Origin of the sequence: Streptomyces sp. ICN903 (assembly GCF_022015835.1) — a bacterium.
Lineage (GTDB): Bacteria > Actinomycetota > Actinomycetes > Streptomycetales > Streptomycetaceae > Streptomyces > Streptomyces fenghuangensis.
In genome coordinates this window covers 14769-33978 of sequence record NZ_JAKMAY010000025.1, presented here as the reverse complement: position 1 = coordinate 33978, position 19210 = coordinate 14769, and the positions used below count along the sequence as shown (strand labels likewise).

16 protein-coding genes are annotated in these 19210 nt (G+C 74.6%); 2 read left to right on the top strand and 14 right to left on the bottom strand.

The annotated features are described in order from the left end of the window. Positions 1-35 precede the first annotated feature (35 nt). The 7 genes from L7D48_RS04770 to L7D48_RS04740 form a co-directional block, all read right to left on the bottom strand. A complete protein-coding gene (locus L7D48_RS04770) occupies positions 36-1226 on the bottom strand; it encodes a S8 family peptidase (RefSeq protein WP_374491101.1) in 1191 nt (396 codons plus the stop codon). A 271-nt stretch (positions 1227-1497) separates the two neighbouring features. Beyond that, entirely contained in the window at positions 1498-2298 is an 801-nt protein-coding gene (locus tag L7D48_RS04765) for a S16 family serine protease (protein WP_237877611.1), read from the bottom strand. Positions 2299-2380: 82 nt separating this feature from the next. Further along, complete coding sequence (locus L7D48_RS04760) at positions 2381-3025, bottom strand: IclR family transcriptional regulator (RefSeq protein WP_237877610.1); 645 nt, start codon at positions 3023-3025, stop codon at positions 2381-2383. 447 nt (positions 3026-3472) lie between these two features. Beyond that, positions 3473-5263, bottom strand: coding sequence for a DEAD/DEAH box helicase (locus tag L7D48_RS04755; protein WP_237877609.1), 1791 nt, complete (start codon positions 5261-5263; stop codon positions 3473-3475). A 107-nt stretch (positions 5264-5370) separates the two neighbouring features. Then, positions 5371-5763, bottom strand: a complete 393-nt coding sequence (locus L7D48_RS04750) for a type II toxin-antitoxin system death-on-curing family toxin (RefSeq protein ID WP_237877608.1) — start codon at positions 5761-5763, stop codon at positions 5371-5373. Then, complete coding sequence (locus L7D48_RS04745) at positions 5760-5900, bottom strand: hypothetical protein (RefSeq protein WP_237877607.1); 141 nt, start codon at positions 5898-5900, stop codon at positions 5760-5762. Before L7D48_RS04745 ends, L7D48_RS04750 begins: the two co-directional genes overlap by 4 nt. Positions 5901-5942: 42 nt before the next feature. After that, complete coding sequence (locus L7D48_RS04740) at positions 5943-7439, bottom strand: MFS transporter (protein ID WP_237877606.1); 1497 nt, start codon at positions 7437-7439, stop codon at positions 5943-5945. A gap of 358 nt (positions 7440-7797) precedes the next feature. Between L7D48_RS04740 and L7D48_RS04735 the strand changes: the two genes are divergently transcribed. Beyond that, a complete protein-coding gene (locus L7D48_RS04735; RefSeq protein WP_237877605.1) occupies positions 7798-9057 on the top strand; it encodes a PP2C family protein-serine/threonine phosphatase in 1260 nt (419 codons plus the stop codon). A 118-nt stretch (positions 9058-9175) separates the two neighbouring features. On the opposite strand, the gene L7D48_RS04730 is transcribed toward L7D48_RS04735, so the two are convergent. The 6 genes from L7D48_RS04730 to L7D48_RS04705 all read right to left on the bottom strand — a co-directional run bounded on the left by L7D48_RS04730 (position 9176) and on the right by L7D48_RS04705 (position 17203). Next, positions 9176-11518, bottom strand: a complete 2343-nt coding sequence (locus L7D48_RS04730) for a xanthine dehydrogenase family protein molybdopterin-binding subunit (protein WP_374491091.1) — start codon at positions 11516-11518, stop codon at positions 9176-9178. After that, positions 11515-13026: a (2Fe-2S)-binding protein gene (locus L7D48_RS04725; protein ID WP_237877604.1), complete on the bottom strand. Its 1512-nt coding sequence runs from the start codon at positions 13024-13026 to the stop codon at positions 11515-11517. The genes L7D48_RS04730 and L7D48_RS04725 overlap by 4 nt, the downstream gene beginning before the upstream one ends. Further along, positions 13023-13883, bottom strand: coding sequence for a xanthine dehydrogenase family protein subunit M (locus tag L7D48_RS04720; RefSeq protein WP_237877614.1), 861 nt, complete (start codon positions 13881-13883; stop codon positions 13023-13025). The genes L7D48_RS04725 and L7D48_RS04720 overlap by 4 nt, the downstream gene beginning before the upstream one ends. 346 nt (positions 13884-14229) lie before the next feature. Then, a complete protein-coding gene (locus L7D48_RS04715; RefSeq protein WP_237877613.1) occupies positions 14230-15963 on the bottom strand; it encodes a beta-N-acetylhexosaminidase in 1734 nt (577 codons plus the stop codon). Positions 15964-16282: 319 nt separating this feature from the next. Continuing rightward, a complete protein-coding gene (locus L7D48_RS04710; RefSeq protein WP_093654114.1) occupies positions 16283-16570 on the bottom strand; it encodes a DUF3039 domain-containing protein in 288 nt (95 codons plus the stop codon). A gap of 72 nt (positions 16571-16642) precedes the next feature. Beyond that, entirely contained in the window at positions 16643-17203 is a 561-nt protein-coding gene (locus L7D48_RS04705) for a YqgE/AlgH family protein (protein ID WP_206348337.1), read from the bottom strand. Between the two features lie 227 nt (positions 17204-17430). On the opposite strand from L7D48_RS04705, the gene murA reads away from it, so the two are divergent. Further along, entirely contained in the window at positions 17431-18759 is a 1329-nt protein-coding gene (gene murA / locus L7D48_RS04700; RefSeq protein WP_237877603.1) for a UDP-N-acetylglucosamine 1-carboxyvinyltransferase, read from the top strand. Positions 18760-18864: 105 nt separating this feature from the next. On the opposite strand, the gene L7D48_RS04695 is transcribed toward murA, so the two are convergent. Next, the gene (locus L7D48_RS04695) at positions 18865-19146 is read right to left on the bottom strand and encodes an HU family DNA-binding protein (protein WP_093654109.1); all 282 of its coding nucleotides are present in this window, start codon (positions 19144-19146) and stop codon (positions 18865-18867) included. Positions 19147-19210 lie beyond the last annotated feature (64 nt).

The window sequence follows — 19210 nt, the reverse complement described above, 5'->3', positions numbered from 1 at the left end:
GGTGCGGGCCGGCCCCGCGAGGAGGTGGCGCCCCGTCAGTCCGCGACCTGCAGGAGCCGGTCGGGGGAGAGCAGGTTGCCGCTGACCCTGTCGCGGGCCGCGGCCGAGACCAGCGCGTCCGAGACCTGGGCCGGGGTGGCCGAGGGGTTCTCGGCGAGGTGGAGCGCGGCGGCGCCGGCCACGTGCGGGGTGGCCATCGAGGTGCCGGAGATGGTGTTGGCCGCCGAGTCCCCGGTGTTCCAGGCGGAGGTGATCGAGGAGCCGGGGGCCAGGATGTCCACGCCCAGGCCGTAGTTGGAGTAGGCCGCCATCGCGTCGCCGCTGTCGGTGGCGCCCACGGTGATGGCCTCGGAGACCCGGGCGGGCGAGTGCAGGAACACCGGCGCGCTGGAGTTGCCCGCCGCGACGGCGTAGGTGACGCCGGAGGCGATGGAGTTGCGCACGGCGGTGTCGATCGCGGGGTCGATCAGGCCGCCGAGGCTCATGTTCGCCACCGCCGGCTTGCGCGCGTTCTCGGTCACCCACTCGATTCCCGCCACGACCTGTGAGGTGGTGCCGGCGCCGCTGTCGTCCAGGACGCGGACGGCGACGATGTCGGCGTCCTTGGCCACGCCGTAGGAGGATCCGGCCAGGGTGCCCGCCACGTGGGTGCCGTGCCCGTGGCCGTCGCCGGCGGTGGTGTCGCCGTCGACGGCGTCGTAGCCGTAGGAGGCACGCCCGCCGAAGTCGGCGTGGCTGATGCGGACGCCGGTGTCGATGACGTACGCGGTGACCCCGCGGCCGGCCGCGTCCGGGTGGTCGTAGACCTCGTCGAGCGGCAGGTCGGGCTGGTCGATGCGGTCCAGGCCCCAGGAGGGCGGATCGGTCTGGGTGGAGGCGATGGTCACCTTGCGGTCCGGGGCCACGGAGGCGACGGAGGGGTCGTCCGCCAGGCGCGCGGCCTCGGCCGGGGTCATCCGGGCCGAGAAGCCGTTGAGCACGGTGGTGAAGGTGCGGCCGAGCGCGGCTCCGTAGCGCTCGGCCAGGTCCTTGTTCCGGTCCTTCGCGGAGGTCGGGGTCAGGGCGCCCGGCGCGCCCTTGAGTATGACCATGTAGCCGGTCTCCTGCCGGGACTGCTGCGCGGCGCCGGCCGGCGCCGCGGAGCCGAGCCCCAGGGCCGCGGCGACCACGGCCGCGGCCAGGCCCACTCCCGTACGGCTGCGGGCCGTTCTCCTCACTGCCTTCACGCGGGATCCTCCTCGTCGTCGGGAAAGGCCTGCGCGAGCCCGCAGACCGGCGGGCCGTCCTCCGCGCTCCCGCCGTGAGGAGGGTCACTTACCAACGAGTAAGGAACAAGATCGCCGGGGGAATCTCCACGCCGGCTCCGCACACCGTCACCGCGGCTCCCCGCGCACGGCGCTCACCGTCCCGGTTCGGGCGGAATCTTCGCAGGCCGACGGCGTCCGCGGCGGGTTCCGCCCGCGCGGGTGGGAGGGGCTTCGCGCCGGCTCCCCGGACTCAGCAGCCCGGTACGTGGCCGCCGTCCCGCAGCGCCCTCAGCGCGTTCAGCGCGCCCTCCAGGGTGGTGACGGGCACCAGGCGCAGATCCTCGGGGAGTTCGGTCCGCGCGTCGTCGCACTCCGCCTCGGGGACCAGGAAGACGGTGGCGCCGTCGCGCGCCGCCGCCTGGGTCTTGAGCGGGACGCCGCCGACCGGCCCGACCTCGCCGCGTGCGGTGATGGTGCCGGTGCCGGCGATCGTACGGCCGCCGGTGAGGTCGCCGTCGTCGATCTCGTCGACGACTCCGAGGGCGAACACCAGCCCGGCGCTGGGACCGCCGACGTCCGCGAGCCGCAGCTCCACCTCCACCTCGTCCTCGGACATGCCCAGTTGGCGCAGCGCGGCCGTCACCGCCTCCGCCTGCGACTGCTCCATCTGGGCGGTGGTGTGCTCCTCGATCTCCTCGGCGTCGTCGCCGACCGGGTAGACCGAGTCGCGCGGCATCACCGCGCGGTCGGTGTCGAACCAGGCGTCCACCACGTCGGCCAGCCGCACGGTCGTGTCCGGCGCCGTCGCCGCGATGGTGGTCGCCAGCAGCCGGCCCTCCGACTCGCCCGCCCCGGGGTCGCCGCCGCCGGGATCGCCGGCCCCGTCGACGGTGATGACCTGCCTGCCCCGGTACTCGCCCAGGACGTCCGCGGTGACCCCGGGCTGGGCGACCGAGAACGGCAGCGGGACGAGCGCGGCGACCGCGAGCAGCGCCGCGACGAGCGTCCCGCAGATCGCGAGGGCCTGGGTACGGGAGGACAGAGCCGGCATGGAGGTGAATCTAGTTCACCGCCGCTCCGCGTGCGTCGGCCGGGCGGTGCGGCCGGGCGGTTCCGGCGCCCCGGGGCCGGGCCTAGCGGAGGAAGTCGGCGACCTCCTGCGCCGCCTGCACCACGCGGGGCCCCACCTTCTGCGGCACCGACTCCGACAGCATCACCACGCCGACGCTGCCCTCGATGCCGTTGACCCCCAGCAGCGGTGCCGCGGCGCCGCAGGCCCCGGCCTCCAACTCGCCGCGGGTCAGGACGTAGCCGTCCTCCAGATCCCGGTCCGGTCGGCGCCCGGCGAGGATCGCGCGCCCCGCCGCGCCCTTGTCGAGCGGGTGGCGGAAGCCGGTGCGGTAGGCGACGTGGTAGTCGGTCCAGGTCGGCTCGACGACCGCGACGGCCAGGGCCTCGTTGCCGTCGACCAGCGTCAGGTGCGCGGTGGCGCCCACGTCCTCGGCCAGCGCCCGCAGCGCCGGCAGGGCGGCCTCGCGCACCAGCGGATGGACCTGCCGTCCCAGCCGCAGCACCCCGAGCCCGACGCGGGCCCTGCCGCCCAGGTCCCGGCGCACCAGGGAGTGCTGCTCCAGTGTGGCGAGCAGGCGGTAGACGACCGTCCGGTTGACCCCGAGCTTGCTGGAGAGCTCGGTGACGGTCAGGCCGTGGTCGGTGTCGGCGAGCAGTTTGAGGACGCGCAGTCCCCGGTCGAGCGTCTGAGATGTCTCCGCGGTCACGACGCCCCCTCCTCGGTTGTGTGCCGACGACTTTGCCCCGGGAGATGCGCCGCCGGTCCCGTCGGCGGCGCGCGTGCTGTCCCCGGCCAGCCGCCGGTCGCTTGGCGGGCCGCACCGGCTGCGCTCCGAGGCGGCGCTGCCACGGGGCGTGTGCGTGACGCGAAACCTAGCGATCCCGTCCGCCGTCCGGAAGACTCTGTCCAGAATCCGGGCGCGACTGGCATGGTTTATCCGCATTGCGTACAGCAGCAGGTCACAGCGGCCCGGCGCGGACCTGGATGCGCTCCCACGTCCATGCGCGCGGCGCACGGACGCGCACGACCGCGCTCGTGGCGTCCGCCGGGCGGTACGGGGTGCGCGGGATACGCGGAGGGCGCGGACCCGACCGGGTCCGCGCCCTCCGCGCCTCGTCCCTCACTCCTGCTCCCTTGTCCGCGGCCGCCGGCGTCACCGCATCCGGGTGGCCCACTCGCGCACCTTGGCGATCCGCTGCTGGAGCTGCCCGGCCGTCGCCTCGGCGGTGGGCGGCCCGCCGCAGACCCGGCGCAGCTCGGTGTGGATCACGCCGTGCGGCTTGCCGCTCTGGTGGGAGTACGCGCCGACCAGCGAGTTGAGCTGCCGGCGCATCTCCAGCATCTCCTTGTGCGTGACCACCGGACGCTTCTCGGCGGGCGTCTCCAGCAGATCGGCCTCGGCGTCCGGCTTGCGGCGGCTGTGCGCGATCTGCCGCGCCTGCCGCTTCTGGAGCAGCAGCTGCACCTGGTCCGGCTCCAGCAGCCCGGGGATGCCCAGGTAGTCCTGCTCCTCCTCGCTGCCGGGGTGGGCCTGCATCCCGAACTCGGCGCCGTCGTACATCACCCGGTCGAAGACCGCGTCCGACTCCAGCGCCTCGAAGGGCAGTTGGTCCTGCTCGCCGGTGTCCTCGTCCTGCTGCCGCTCGGCCTCCTTGAGGAGGTCGGCCTCCTCCGCGTACGGGTCCTCGTCCCCCCCGCCCTTCTTGGGCTTGTCCAGGACGTGGTCGCGCTCGACCTCCATCTCGTGCGCGAAGCCCAGCAGCATGGGGATGGTGGGCAGGAAGACCGACGCGGTCTCACCGCGCCGCCGGGAGCGCACGAAGCGGCCGACGGCCTGGGCGAAGAACAGCGGCGTGGAGATGGTGGTGGCGTACACCCCGACCGCCAGGCGGGGAACGTCCACGCCCTCGGACACCATGCGCACCGCGACCATCCAGCGGTCCTCGCTCTGGCTGAACTCCTCGATCCGCTTGGACGCGCCTGCGTCGTCGGAGAGCACGACGGTCGCGGGGCTGCCGGTGATCTCGCGGATCAGCTTGGCGTAGGCGCGGGCCGAGTCCTGGTCGGCGGCGATCACCAGCCCGCCCGCGTCCGGGATCGCCTTGCGGACCTCCGACAGCCGGGTGTCGGCCGCGCGCAGCACGCTGGGCATCCAGTCGCCGCGCGGATCGAGCGCGGTGCGCCACGCCTGGGAGATGGCGTCCTTGGTCATCGGCTCGCCGAGTCTGGCCTCCAGCTCGTCGCCCGCCTTGCTGCGCCAGCGCATGTTGCCGCTGTAGGACAGGAAGATCACCGGGCGCACGACGCCGTCGGCCAGCGCCTTGCCGTAGCCGTAGGTGTAGTCGGCCACCGAGCGGCGGATCCCCTCGCCGTCCTCGGCGTAGGCGACGAACGGGATGGGGTTGGTGTCCGAACGGAAGGGCGTACCGGTCAGGGCCAGGCGGCGGGTGGCGGGCTCGAACGCCTCGAAGCACGCCTCGCCCCAGGAGCGGGTGTCGCCGGCGTGGTGGATCTCGTCCAGGATGACCAGCGTCTTGCGCTGCTCGCAGCGGTTGCGGTGCAGCATCGGGCGCACCCCGACACCGGCGTACGTCACCGCCACCCCGTGGTACTCCCGGCCCAGCGGGCCCGCGCTGTACTCCGGGTCCAGTTTGATGCCCACTCTCGCCGCCGCCTCGGCCCACTGCTTCTTCAGGTGCTCGGTCGGCGCGACGACCGTCACCTGCTGCACGACGTGGTGGTGCAGCAGCCAGGAGGCCAGAGTGAGGGCGAAGGTCGTCTTTCCCGCGCCCGGGGTCGCGACGGCGAGGAAGTCGCGCGGCTGCTTCTCGATGTACGAGTCCATCGCGGCCTGCTGCCAGGCGCGCAGCTTGCCCGCCGTGCCCCAGGGGGCGCGGCCGGGGAACGCGGGCGAGAGGTGGTGGGACGTGGTCGTGGTAGTCACGGTCTCCGCTGAACTGGGTCGGCGATCGGCAACCGCGTCAGACTACCGGGGCACCCGGTCCGCCATCCGGGTGACATCCCGGGGAGCGGACCGGGGTGCGGTCCACGTCACAGATCGCCGGTGTCCCGGAGCAGGCGCAGCCGCTCGCCGATCAGCCGGGCGTCGTCCAGTTCCCCCGTCGCCACCGCGATCACCAGTTCCTCGGCGGCGTCGATGTCGGGGCGCAGCCGCTCACCGTTCAGCGACAGGAACGTCACGCACGACAGCCACGCCGTCCGCTTGTTGCCGTCGACGAACGGATGGTTGATCGCCAGCGCCTGGAGCAGTGCCCCGGCCTTGCCGAACACGTCCGGGTACACCTCCTCGCCGAACGCCGAGGCCGCGGGGCGGTACGCCGCCGATTCCAGCAGGCCGGCGTCGCGCACGGCCACCCGCATGTCGTCGCAGGCGTATTCGGTGACGGTCAGGACCTCTTCGGAGGTGAGGTGGAAGAAGCTCACTTCAGCCGCTCCAGGAGTTCACGCCACCTGGCGGCCTCGCGGCCGGCCGTCTCGCGCACCGCCTTCTCGCGGGAGGCGCGCTCGTCCGGCCCGGTGGAAGTCCGAAGGCGTCCTGCGGTGCCGCGGTTCGTCTCCATGGCTCAACGCTATGGGCGGGACGGTGCCGCGCGCACGCGGTTTCACCTCTCCGCCCGCAGCCGCCCCGCCACCAGGGCGCCCACCAGGGCGACCGCCGCCGCCGGGAGGTAGACCGCCACGAACGCCGCCGGGTGGGAGGCCGAGGCGGCGCCCGCCGCCTCCCCCGCGCCGTGCCCCACCGACACCGCGCCGCCGCCCAGGCCCGCGAAGAGCGCGCCGCAGGCGGCGAGCAGCACGATGTTGGACAGCCCGTCGCTCAGCTGGAGGGCGGCGGAGTTGGCGCCCGCCTCCTCCGGCTTCGACAGCTTCAGCAGCAGCACGCTCGTGGACGAGATCACCACGCCCATCCCGAAGCAGCCCGCCGCCTGCGCGACCGCCGCCGTCCACACCGGCACGGACTCCAGCAGCACCAGCGGTGTGGCCGCGATCCCCGCCGTCACCAGCACCATGCAGTACCGCACCAGCCGCTCCCGGTGCGCCTCGGCGAACGGCCGGGACTGGAGGAAGGAGCCCAGCGCCCAGGTCGCTCCGCCCGCCGCGAGGGAGAGGCCGGCCATCGTCACCGACAGCCCGCGCTGGCTCACCAGCATCAGCGGAACGAAGCTCTCCGCGACGATGAACGAGCCCGCCGCGATGCCGCGCATCAGCACCACCGTCGGCAGCCCGCGCGCGGCGCGGAACGTGCCGCGCGGCAGCAGTCCGAGCGCGGCCGGGACCATCAGGGCCGCGCCGATCACGGCCGGGGCCAGGGAGATCCAGCGCAGGTCCTGGCCGGCGTACTGGAGCAGCCCGGCCCCCAGCGACACCGCCACCGCCAGCCGCATCAGCCTGCGGTCCAGCGGCCTCGCCCCGCCGGGCGGCGCCCCTGCGGCGGCCCGCCGCAGGGGCGGCAGCATGACCGCTATGGGCAGGACGACCAGGGCGGGGATGCCCAGGAACACCCAGCGCCAGCCGAGCTGCTCGGTGACCGTGCCGGCGATCAGCGGCCCGACGACGGCCGGGATCACCCAGGACGCCGCGAAGGCGGCCATCACCGTGGGCCGCAGCCGCTCGGGGTAGGCGCGGCCGACGGTGACGTACAGCGCGACGATCACCAACCCGCCGCCGATGCCCTGCACCGCGCGGCCGAGGACGAAGACCCACATCTGCGCCGCCGTGCCCGACAGCAGCAGCCCGACGGCGAAGGACCCGATTCCGGCGGCCAGCGACGCCAGCGGCCCGCTGCGGTCGCACCACTGGCCGGCGGCGACCATGCCCAGCAGGCTGGTGGTGAAGTAGGCGGAGAAGGCGAAGGCGTACAGCGACACCCCGTCGAGCCGGTCGGCGGCGACGGGCATGGCCGTGCCGACGGCCGTCGCCTCGAAGGCGATGAGGAGGACGACGGAGACGATGCCCAGGGTCAGCGCCCGGTAGGTGCGGCCGAGCACTCCGCCGTCCGCCTCCGGTGTGGGCACCGGGGTGAGGACGGGGGTGATGGGGGCCACTGTGCCGAGGTCCCCGCCCTGGGGACCGTCGAGCTCGTCGTCGAGTGCGGTCATGCGCTCAGAGTAAGGCCCGTCTCCGACACTGGCGCCTGTCATAGGGCGGTGACCGGCTCGTCCTTCGGACCCAGGTCCCGGGGAGGGGGCCTGGGAAGGGGCCCGGGAGGAGGCCGTCCGCCGGCCCGGGGAGCGTGTTCCCGGGCGGTTCGCCCCGCTCCGGTGGTGCCCGTACGCCCGCCGCACGACCGGTCGCGGGGCCGCGCCGTACGGCCGCACGCACTGAAACGGAAAGCCGGGGCATACGGACTCCAGGAGGCACAGCGGCAGACCTTGACGGGTGCGGCATCCGGGTTGGAGGTCCGGAGCGCGCCGACGACGGCCCGGAGCGAGCGCGTTCCGGCGAGGGGAGTTGACGATGACGGTCGAGTACGACACCGAGCGGGGCACCCACACGGGGATCCTGGCGGCGGCGGAGGCCGCGTCGCCGGTGGAGTCCGTCGACGTGGTGGCCCGGGAACTCAAGCGGCGTTTCGGCGCGACCTCGGTGTCGTTCCTCATCACCGACCTGGCACGGCAGTCGGTGGTGCGGATGAGCACGGCGGGCGAGGTGGGGACGGGCGAGAGCATGGAGACCGTCCCGCTGTTCGGGACCGTCTACGGCGACGTGATCCGCACCCAGCGGCTGCGACTGGCGGAGGCCGTCGACGGGGACGGCGGGCAGCGGGTGATCGCCCCGGTCACCAACCGCGGGGACTCCATCGGTGTGCTGGAGGTGCGCGTTCCGGCCGATCCGGACCGCAGGACGCTGCGGGAGATCAGCCGGGCCGCCCACACACTGGCCTACATCGTCATCGCCAACCAGCGCTTCACCGACCTCTACCAGTGGGGGCAGCGGACGGCCCCGCTCAGCCTGGCGGCCGAGATCCAGCACAATCTGCTGCCCTCCTCGCTGTCGTGCGAGGCCGCGCAGTTCGCGGTGGCCGGAGCGCTGGAGCCGGCGGGCAACGTCGGCGGCGACACCTTCGACTACGCCCTGGACCGCGACACCCTGCACCTGTCCGTCACCGACGCCATGGGCCACGAGGTGAACGCCGCCATGCTCGCCACCCTGCTGGTCGGCGCCCTGCGGGGCGCGCGCCGCGCGGGCTGCGACCTGGCCGAGCAGGCGCGGCGGGCCCACCGGGCCATGGTCGACCACAGCGGCGGCGCCATGGCGACGGGCCTGCTGCTGCGGGTGGGCCTGCGCGACGGGCGGGTCTCGCTCGTCAACGCGGGCCACCCCTGGCCCCTGCTGCTGCGGGGCGGACGGGTGGAGGAGGTCGGGCTGAGGGTCAACCTGCCCTTCGGGGTCCAGCCGCAGCGCATGTACGAGGTGCAGGGGATGGAGCTGCGGCCGGGCGACCGGCTGGTCATCCTCACCGACGGGATGCTGGACCGCCGCTCCCGGCTCGTCGATCTGCCCGCGCTGCTCAAGGACACCCAGGAGCTCCATCCGCGCGAGGCGACCCAGATCCTGACCATGGCGGTCCTGGACGCCAACAGAGGCGAGCTGAAGGACGACGCGACCGTGATGTGCCTGGACTGGTACGGCCCCGAGCCGGTGCGCCGCGACGCGCAGACCGGCGCCAGCCTCACCCAGGCCTCCCCCTCCCTGTTCCCCCGCCCCCGCAGCTGAGCACCGCCGGTGCCGCCGGCCCGCGGACGCGCGGGGCGGACGGGCCGGGCGGACGGGCCGGGCGGACGGGCCGGCGGACAGGACGGCCGGACGGGGAGAGGAAGAGGCCGACGGGAGGTCAGGGGTTGGCCACCGCGGCCTGCGGGCGGATCGGCAGCCTGTTGACCGGGCGACCGGTCGCCGCGCGCACCGCCGCCGCCACCGCCGCCGGGGAGACCACCACGGGCACCGCGCTGACCGACTTAGCGCCGAAGGGCGCGACCACGTCCCGTTCCTCGACCAGCTTCACGATCCGGATGTCCGGGGCGTCCAGCGCGGTCGGCAGCGGATAGGCGGTCAGGTCGGGGTGGCGCACCACGCCGCGCGAGACCCGCAGATGCTCGGTGAGGGCCGCGCCGACGCCCTGGGTGACGCCCGCCTCGATCCGGGCGCGCAGCTGCTGGGGGTTGAGGACCCGGCCCACGTCCTGGGCCACGGCCATCTCCACCACCCGGATCGTGCCCAGCTCCACGTCCACGTCCACCACGGCCCGGATCGCGGCGAAGGCCAGGCTGACGAAGGCGTCGCCCTGGCCGGTGTCGTCCAGCGGCTCGGTGGGGTGGGGGCGGCACTGGGCGGTGGCCCACAGCTCCTTGCCCTCCAGCGCCTCGGCGACGGTGGTGCTGAGCACCCCGTCGTAGGAGGTGATCTTGCCGTCGGCGATGGTCAGCAGCTCGGTGGACATCCCGAACTTCGCGGCCAGCGGCTGGAGGAGCTGGGTGCGGACCATCTTCGCGGCCCGTTCCACCGCGCCGCCCGAGACCCAGGTGTGGCGGCCGCGCGCGCCCGGCCCGGCCGGGGGCTGGTCGGTGTCGACGGCGACGACGTGCACCTCCTCGACACCGAGGACCTCCTGGACGATCTGCCGGGCGAGGGTGGAGAAGCCCTGTCCGGTCTCCACGGCCGCGCACATCACCGTGGCGACGGGCCCGTCGACCTTCACCGTGGCCGTGGACACCTCGTCGGCGCCCTCCGCCCCCAGCATGTGGACCATGCCCAGCGCGAAGCCGATGCCGCGCCGCACCGCGCCCGGATCGCCCGCGCCCTCGGGACCGCCGGGCAGCAGCCACTCCTCCGGGCCCGGGGCGCCGTCCGCGCCGTCGGCGGGCAGCGGCGGCAGGGGCGCCTGGCGTACCGCGCGCAGCAGTTCGGCCACGGGCGCGGGGCAGGTGACGGTCTGGCCGGTGGGCAGCAGGTCGCCGGTGGCCATGACGTTGCGCATCCGCAGCTCGACCGGGTCCATGCCCAGCCTGGCGGCGAGCTTGTCCATCTGGCCCTCGTACGCGGCGCACACCTGCATCGCGCCCTCGCCGCGCACATGGCCCGACGGGGGGTTGTTGGTGCGCACGGCCCAGCCGTCGATCGCGGCGTGCGGCACCACGTACGGGCCGGCGGCGAAGGAGACGGCGGCGGCCAGCGCGTCGGCGGAGTCGTCGGCGTAGGCGCCGGCGTCCAGCAGTATCTGCGCCTCGACCTTGACCAGCCGGCCCTCGGAGTCCGCGTGGTGGCGGTAGCGCAGCAGGGTGGGGTGGCGGTGGGCGTGGCCGAGGAAGGACTCCTCGCGGCCGGCCGCGAGCTTGACCGGGCAGCCCGTCCTCATCGCCAGCAGGCCGAGCGGGAGTTGCACGCTCGGGTCCTCGCGGTCGGCCATGGCTCCGGGGACACCGGTGACGACGACCTTGACCTGCTCGGGACGGAGCCCGAAGCAGGCGGCGGCCAGGTCGCGGTCGGTGTGCGGGTCGGTGGAGGCGGTGTAGATCTCCACCCCGCCGTCGGTGCGCGGCACGGCGAGCGCGGCCTCGGCGCCGATGGGGGCCGGGTCCTGGCGGCCGATGCGGTACAGGCCCTCGACGACCACCTCCCCGGTGGCGGACTCGTCGCCGTAGCGCAGGGGGATGTGCCGGATCAGGTTGCCGTCGGGGTGGACGGGCTCGGCCTCGAAGGCCTTCTCCGGATCGGTGACCGGCTCCAGGACCTCGTACTCGACCGCGATGGCGGCGGCGGCCAGCCGCGCGGTGTCGGGGTGGTCGGCGGCGACGGCGGCGATGGGCTCCCCGTAGTGGCGCACCGTGTCCCGGGCGAAGGCGGGCCGGTCGGCGACCCGGCGGCCGTGGGTGGCGTCGCCGGGCACGTCCTCGTGGGTGATGACGGCCCGCACCCCGGGCATCTCGGCGGCCGGCGCGGTGTCGATGGAGACGATGCGGGCGTGCGGGTGCGGGGAGCGCAGCACGGCGGCCCACAGCAGCCCTTCGGCCCACAGGTCGGCGGCGTAGGGGAAGGTCCCCTGGACCTTGGCGAGCGCGTCGGCGGGCTGGAGCGAGGCTCCGAGTCCGTACCGCGCCTGCTCGGTCTCCCCTCCCGCGGCCGTACCGGTGAGGGGCACCCCTCGGGCCGGGGTGGCGGTCACCGCGTCACTGCTCACTGCGCGCCTCCGTCCTGCGGCGGGTCGTGGTGGGTGCGGGGCGAGGCCGGTCCGGCCTGGTGCGGGATGTGGACGCGGGAGCCGTCGCCCCGGTCCCCGCCGTCGCCGGTGCGGCCCGCGGCCTCGGCCTCACGGGCCTCGGCGAGCGCGGCGGCCGCGGCCTCGCGCTCGGCGACGACCGTGCGGACGGCGTCGAGCACGCCCCGGTAGCCGGAGCAGCGGCAGAGGTTGCCGCTGACGGCCTGGCGGGTCTCCAGCTCCGTCGGGTCGTGGTTGCCCTCGAGGAGGTCGTGCAGGGTCATCGCCATGCCGGGTACGCAGAAGCCGCACTGCACGGCGCCGCACGCGGCCAGCGCCCGCTGCACGTCGCACGGCGTGCCGTCCCGGGCCAGTCCCTCGACGGTGCGGATCTCGGATCCGGCGGTGGTCGCGGCGGGCACCAGGCAGGAGGCGACCAGGCGCCCGTCGACCTGGACGGAACAGGCCCCGCACTCCCCCTGCGAGCAGCCGTCCTTGGCGCCTGCCAGGCCGAGGCGCTCGCGCAGCACGTAGAGCAGGGACTCGCCGATCCAGGCGTCGGTCACGGGCCGCTCGGCCCCGTTGACGCGCAGGACGTACGAGACGTGCGGGTGCTCACTGTCGACCTCGGCGGCGCGCGGCGCGGAGGAGTCGGCGGGCGGGTCGGCCGGCGGCTCTCCGGTGTCCGGCGCGTCCGACGTGCCCGGCGCGTCTCCGGTCTCCGGGGGGGCCTCGGGGCCCGGCTCCGCGGTCTCCGCCGCCTCCGGGTCGTGCGGCTCCGGTTCGTGCGCCTCCGGTTCGTGCGCCTCCTCCGGCTCGCGGACCGGCGGCGGATCGGGCACCCGCCCGGCCGCCGCGGCGGCCAGGTACTCGCCGGAGTCGTCGGGGCTGCCCGCCGCCGCGAACGGGATCGACCACTGGCCGGTCGCGCCGGGCGCGGGCACCGCGCTCCAGTCGCCGCCGGAACCTTCCGCCGACGCCTGCGCCTGATGGGTGCCGTCCTCGTGCGGACGGCGCTGCTGCCGCGCCTCGTGCGAGCCGGCCAGGGCCGCCGCGGCCCCCTGCCCCATGGCGGCGGCCGCGCCCGGCGTCGGGGTCTGCTCCCGTACGGGCCGCGGGGGCTCGCCGGAGGAGGCGGGGTCCGCGGATTCCGCCTGACCTCCGGCGAACGGCATGGTCCACTGCACCGGGGCCGCCGGGTCGGTGGTGGCCTCCGGGGTCAGCGGCACCTGGGTCCGCGGCGCCTGGTGGGCGCCGGGGTCGATGGCGGGCGGCTCCCAGCCGTGTCCGGTGCCCGGCGCGGCGAGCGGCTCGGGCATGCCGCCGGGCCCGTCGGCGGGCCCGTACTGGTACGGGCCCGGCAGGTTCTCGGGAAGCTGTATGAAGGCGGTGGAGTCGCCGTCGTACTCGCCTCCCCAGCCGCCCTCGGGCGCCGCGGGGGGTACGGGCCGGCCGTCCTGCCGGAACGGCCCCTGCTGGTCGTTGCTCATGCGAGTGCCCTCCCGAGCCCCCGTCGGGCCAGTGTCGCCACCGTACGCCGTACGTGCAGTGCCGCGGGCGGAAGTACGGGGGCCTCTCCCCCGCCCTCCGGGGCGGGGGGATCGGGGATGCAGGCCATGGCGACGTAGTCGCCGAACGCGGCCAGCACCTCGGGGGCCAGGGTCCGTCGTCCGTCCCAGTCGATGAGCGATGCCACCCACTGCTCGGCCTCCACCGGGCGCAGCGGCATCGGCGCGACGGCGCCGACCGCGCAGCGCACCCCGCGGCGGACGGGGTCGAGCACGACGGCGACCGAGGCCAGCGCGCGTCCGGGGCCGGTGCGTCCGGTGGCCTTGAGGAAGGTCTGCGGGGCGTGCAGCAGCGGCACGCGCACATAGCCGACGATCTCGCCGGGCCGCAGCATCTCCATGCCGGTCAGCAGATGGCTGACGGGGACCTCGCGCAGCGCGCCGCCCGGGCCCGCGATCAGCACCGTGGCCTCCAGTGCGGCCAGGACGGGCAGGGAGTCGCCGGTGGGCGCGGCGGTGACGATGTTGCCGCCGAGCGTCCCGGCGTTGCGGATCTGCGGCGGTCCGGCGGCACGGGCGGCGGCGGCCAGGGCGGGGATGAGGGCCGCGAAGTCGGGGCGTCCCATACGGGCGTGGGTGAGGCCGGCGCCGAGCAGCGCGTGGCCGTCCTGGTACTCCCAGCCGCGGATCTCGCTGATCCGGCCCAGGCCGACCAGCGCGGCGGGCCTCAGCAGCCCGGAGTTCACCCCGGACATCAGGTCGGTGCCGCCCGCGACGGGCACGGCGGCAGGCGTGGCGGTGAGAGCGGCCACGGCCTCGTCGAGCGTGGCCGGCAGCATGACCGGCTGCGCCGCCCGTGGTGCGTGCGGTGCGTGCGTGCTCAATCCAGCGCCCCTTCCCCGGTCGTCCCGGCTGCCCAGCCGTACCGTACGTGCTGGGAACCCGGACGTGGCAACTCTGGCACATTCCGGGGGGCCGCCGGAGCCGGGGTCCGTGAAGGGAGCATCCGTCCCTGACCTGGCCGATGGCCCGCTTTCGGCGGTTGTCACCGGGACAAGCGCCTTGCCACCCCTGGGAGACCTTGTACTACTTTATACGGGCCGTTTCGGGCGCCGTCCCGGAGTGGTGCGGGGTTCGGCCCGGAAGACCGGGCGGGGCGGGCCGGGGGTGCCCGGTGACCGGCTCTCAGGACACCCGCGGCGGCTCCTGGAACGGTCGCCCCGCGATACCGGGGCGGCGCTGCCACGGGTGCGGCCCGGACGGCGGCCGGTAGGCCACGCCCAGCGCGTCGAGGCGGGCGTAGTGGGCGGCGGCCATCCGCCGCTCGAAGTCCCCGAACCGCCTCCCGGGATCCCCGGAGCCGTCCGCCCCGTCCTGGGCTCCCGGCCCCGACCACACCGCCTCGGCGAAGGCGGCCAGGCGCGGGAAGGCCTGGTAGTCGGCGCGCCGCTGGTCGTCCACGACCTCCGTCCACAGGTTGGCCTGCGCGCCGAGGACGTGCTCCGCCGCACCGGTGCCCGCGAGTTCGGGCGGCACGGGGTCAAAGCCGTACACGTCGCGCAGGGTGCGCACGTACCCGATGGGCACCGGCTCGTCCTCGCCGCCGTCCTGCCGGTGGTCGAGGTAGACCTCCTGCTCGGGGCACATCACCACGTCGCGCCCGGCCCGCGCGGCGGCGACCGCGCCCGCGCGGCCCCGCCAGGAGGAGACCACCGCGCCGGGGCCGAGTCCCGTACCCGCGCCGGCCGTGCCGCCGTCGCCGTTCATGCCGTTCGCGCCGGCGCCCAGGATCTCGTCCCATCCCACAAGGCGGCGCCCGCGTTCGGCCAGCCAGCGGTCGAAGTGCCTCACGAACCAGCCGTGGAGGGCGTCCACGCCGTCCAGGCCGAGCCGCTCGGCCCGCGCCCGCGCGGCCGGCGAGCGCCGCCACTGGTCCGCGGGGCACTCGTCGCCGCCGATGTGCACGAACTCGCCCGGGAACAGCTCCAGCACCTCCTCGAACACCCCCTCGTAGAAGCGGAGTACGTCCTCGGTGGGGGCCAGGACCTCGGGGCTGACGCCCCAGTCGTCCCACACCTCGGGAGCCCCCTCCCGGGCGTCGGCGTTGCCCAGCTCCGGATAGGCGGCGACGGCCGCCTGGGAGTGGCCCGGCAGGTCGATCTCGGGGACGACGGTGATGTGGCGCTCGGCCGCGTACGCGACGATCTCGCGGACGTCGTCGTGGGTGTAGAAGCCGCCGTGCGGACGGATGTCCCACAGCGGGGAGGCCCGGTGACCCAGCCTCGTGCGCCGGCGCCACGCGCCGACCTCGGTGAGCCGGGGGAAGCGCTCGATCTCCAGGCGCCATCCCTGGTCGTCCGTCAGATGCAGGTGCAGCACGTTGAGTTTGTGCGCGGCCAGCAGGTCGATCCAGCGCAGCACGCCGTCCTTGGGCGTGAAGTGCCGGGCGGTGTCCAGCATGAAGCCGCGCCAGGCGAAGCGGGGCGCGTCGGCCACCCGGACGCAGGGCAGCGACCAGGTGCGGCCGGGCAGCGGCGCGCGGCGGTACGCGGCGGGGCCGAGGAGCTGCCGCAGCGTCTGGGCGCCCCAGAAGACACCGGGGGCCGCGCCGCCGCGGATCTCGGCGCCGCCGCCGGTCACGTCCAGCCGGTAGCCCTCGGGGCCGAGTTCGGCGGCGACCGCCTCGTCCACGCGCAGCCTCACGACGGCGCCGCCGCCCGCACCCTCTCCGCCGCCTCCGCCGTCCCGGCCCGCCGGCGGCAGGGGCAGGCCGGTGGCCGCGGCGAGGGCGGTGCGCAGCCAGTGGGCGGCCCGCCCGGTGCCGGGGCCGGCGTCGAGCGCCGTCCGCTCGTCGAGCACCAGCCGTCCGCCGCCGTCCTCGACGGAGCGCGGCAGGGGGACCAGATCGGGCTCGTACATGCCCGGTTCTCCTCGTGTGTTCCGCAGGCCGCGCGAGCCGTCGCGCGTGCCCTCGTCCTCGGCGTCCCGCTCCCGGGCGGCCTTGAAGTGGCGTTGCATCCTGCGCAACACCTGTTTCGCCATGCACAACTGTGCAGGAGGGTAGGGCAACCCGGGGCGGCCGACAAGACGCCCCGGCCGGTCCCGGACACCTGCCCGTGACGCACGGCGGCCCCCGGAACGCACCGGGGTGCGTTCCGGGGGCCGCTGAAGGAGTGACGGACCCTGTGCGGGGCGGATCAGGGCCGGACGGGGGAGGAGGAGCCGCCGGGGGGCGGCGTCACTTCTTGCCGCCGCCGTCCTTGCCCTTGTCGCCGCCGGCTCCCATGGACTCGTAGATCTCCTTGCACATGGGGCAGACCGGGTACTTCTTGGGGTCGCGCCCCGGGACCCAGACCTTGCCGCAGAGCGCGACGACGGGGGTCCCGTCGAGCGCGCTGGCCATGATCTTGTCCTTCTGGACGTAGTGGGCGAAGCGCTCGTGGTCGCCATCGCCGTGGGACACCTGCGGGGTGGGCTCGACGAGGGTGCCGGTGCCCGTCCCGCGCTCGGGCTCAGGAGTGCTCATGGGCCCCAAGGGTACTGCGACCGCCCCCGCGGGCACCCGGACCCGCCCCGCCCGGAGCAGCGGGCCGGGCCGCTAGTTCAGCGAGGGGTCGTCGGGATAGGTGGCCACCATCGCCAGCTCGCTGCGCTGGCGGCGCAGCACGGACCGCCACAGCCGCTCCGGTTCGGGCGCGAAGACGTCGCCGGGCTCGGACTCCACCACGTACCAGGCGCCCTCCTCCAGCTCGTTCTCCAACTGGCCCGGCCCCCAGCCGGCGTAGCCGGCGAAGATCCGCAGCGAGCCCAGTTCCGCGGCCAGCAGTTCGGGCGGCGCCTCCAGGTCCACCAGCCCGATGGCCCCGTGCACCCGCCGCCACCCCAGCGGGCCCTCGCTCCCCGGGATGACGGCCACCCCGAGCGCCGCGTCCAGCGAGACGGGCCCGCCCTGGAAGACCACCCCCGGCTCACCCGCCAGCGCGGCCCAGGGCTCCAGTACGTCGCCGACGTCCACGGGCGTCGGCCGGTTGAGGACGATGCCGAGCGAGCCCTCCTCGTCGTGGTCGAGGAGCAGCACCACCGCACGGTCGAAGTTCGGGTCGGTCAGCGCCGGCGTCGCGACGAGCAGCCGCCCGGTGAGCGAGGTCACCTCGGTCATGCCCCAATGATCCCGCACTCCGGGCCCGTACGGGGGCCCGAATCCCGGACAACACCGCGGAGCGCCCCGGGCACGCTGCGTGAAAGAGCGCGGCCCGGCGCCGGTTCGGGCCGCGCCCGCCCGCCCTCCGGCCCCGTCCGCGCCCCGGACGGACGGATACGGCCCGGGTGTACGGCCATTACCATTCCCTGTGCCCCTGCTCTTCTTCATCCTGGAACGCGAGGCCCATGACCGGCACCGACGACGTACTCCTTGTCCACGGCGGCACACCGCTGGAGGGCGAGATCAGAGTCCGGGGCGCGAAGAATCTCGTGCCCAAGGCCATGGTCGCCGCACTGCTCGGCAGCGAACCGAGCCGGCTGCGCAACGTCCCCGAGATCCGCGACGTGCGGGTCGTCCGGGGCCTGCTCGAACTGCACGGCGTCACCGTGAGCAAGGGCGAGGAATCCGGTGAGCTGGTGCTCGACCCCTCCCACGTGGAGAGCGCCAACGTCGCCGACATCGACGCCCACGCGGGCTCCTCCCGCATCCCGATCCTCTTCTGCGGCCCCCTGCTGCACCGGCTGGGCCACGCCTTCATCCCCGGCCTGGGCGGCTGCGACATCGGCGGACGCCCGGTGAACTTCCACTTCGACGTGCTGCGCGAGTTCGGCGCGACGATCGAGAAGCGCGCCGACGGCCAGTACCTGGAGGCCCCGCAGCGGCTGCGCGGCTGCAAGATCAAGCTGCCGTACCCGTCGGTCGGCTCCACCGAGCAGGTCCTGCTGACGGCCGTGCTGGCCGAGGGGGTGACCGAACTCTCCAACGCCGCCGTGGAGCCGGAGATCGAGGACCTCATCTGCGTACTGCAGAAGATGGGCGCGATCATCTCCATGGACACCGACCGGACGATCCGCATCACCGGTGTGGACAAGCTCGGCGGCTACAACCACCGCGCCCTGCCCGACCGCCTGGAGGCCGCCTCCTGGGCGAGCGCGGCGCTGGCGACCGAGGGCAGCGTGTACGTGCGCGGCGCCAGCCAGCGCGAGATGATGACGTTCCTCAACACCTACCGCAAGGTGGGCGGCGAGTTCGAGGTCGACGACGACGGCATCCGCTTCTGGCACCCCGGCGGCGCGCTCAAGGCCATCGCCCTGGAGACGGACGTGCACCCCGGCTTCCAGACCGACTGGCAGCAGCCGCTGGTGGTGGCCCTGACCCAGGCGTCGGGCCTGTCGATCGTCCACGAGACGGTGTACGAGTCGCGGCTGGGCTTCACCTCCGCCCTCAACCAGATGGGCGCGCACATCCAGCTCTACCGCGAGTGCCTGGGCGGCATGCCGTGCCGCTTCGGCCAGCGCAACTTCCTCCACTCGGCGGTCGTGTCCGGCCCCACGAAGCTCCAGGGGGCCGATCTGGTCATCCCGGACCTCCGCGGCGGCTTCTCGTACCTGATCGCCGCCCTGGCCGCCCAGGGGACCTCCAGGGTCCACGGGATAGATCTGATCAACCGGGGCTACGAGAACTTCATGGAGAAGCTGCCGGCGCTCGGCGCACGCGTGGAACTGCCCGCCTGACCCCCACCGGCCCCCGGCCGGGGGCCCGGGCAACGCGGAGGGCGGTCACCCCTTTTCCGGGGTGACCGCCCTCGTGCATGCGCCCGTGTGGTGCCGCGCCAGGGCTCACTTGCCCTTGGCGGCCTCCTTCAGCTTGGAGCCCGCGGAGACCTTCACGCTGTAACCGGCGGGGATCTCGATCGGGTCGCCGGTCTGCGGGTTGCGCGCGGTGCGAGCGGCACGGTGGGTGCGCTCGAAGGTCAGGAAGCCGGGGATGGTGACCTTCTCGTCGCCCTTGGCGACGACCTCGCCGACGGTCTCGGCGAACGCGGCCAGCACAGCGTCGGCGTCCTTGCGGGTCACCTGGGCGCGCTCGGACAGCGCTGCCACCAGCTCACTGCGGTTCATAATTCGTACTCCCGTAATTTTTCTTGCCTGTGAGGCATGAGATCGAAGCCGATGCTGCCAGGGC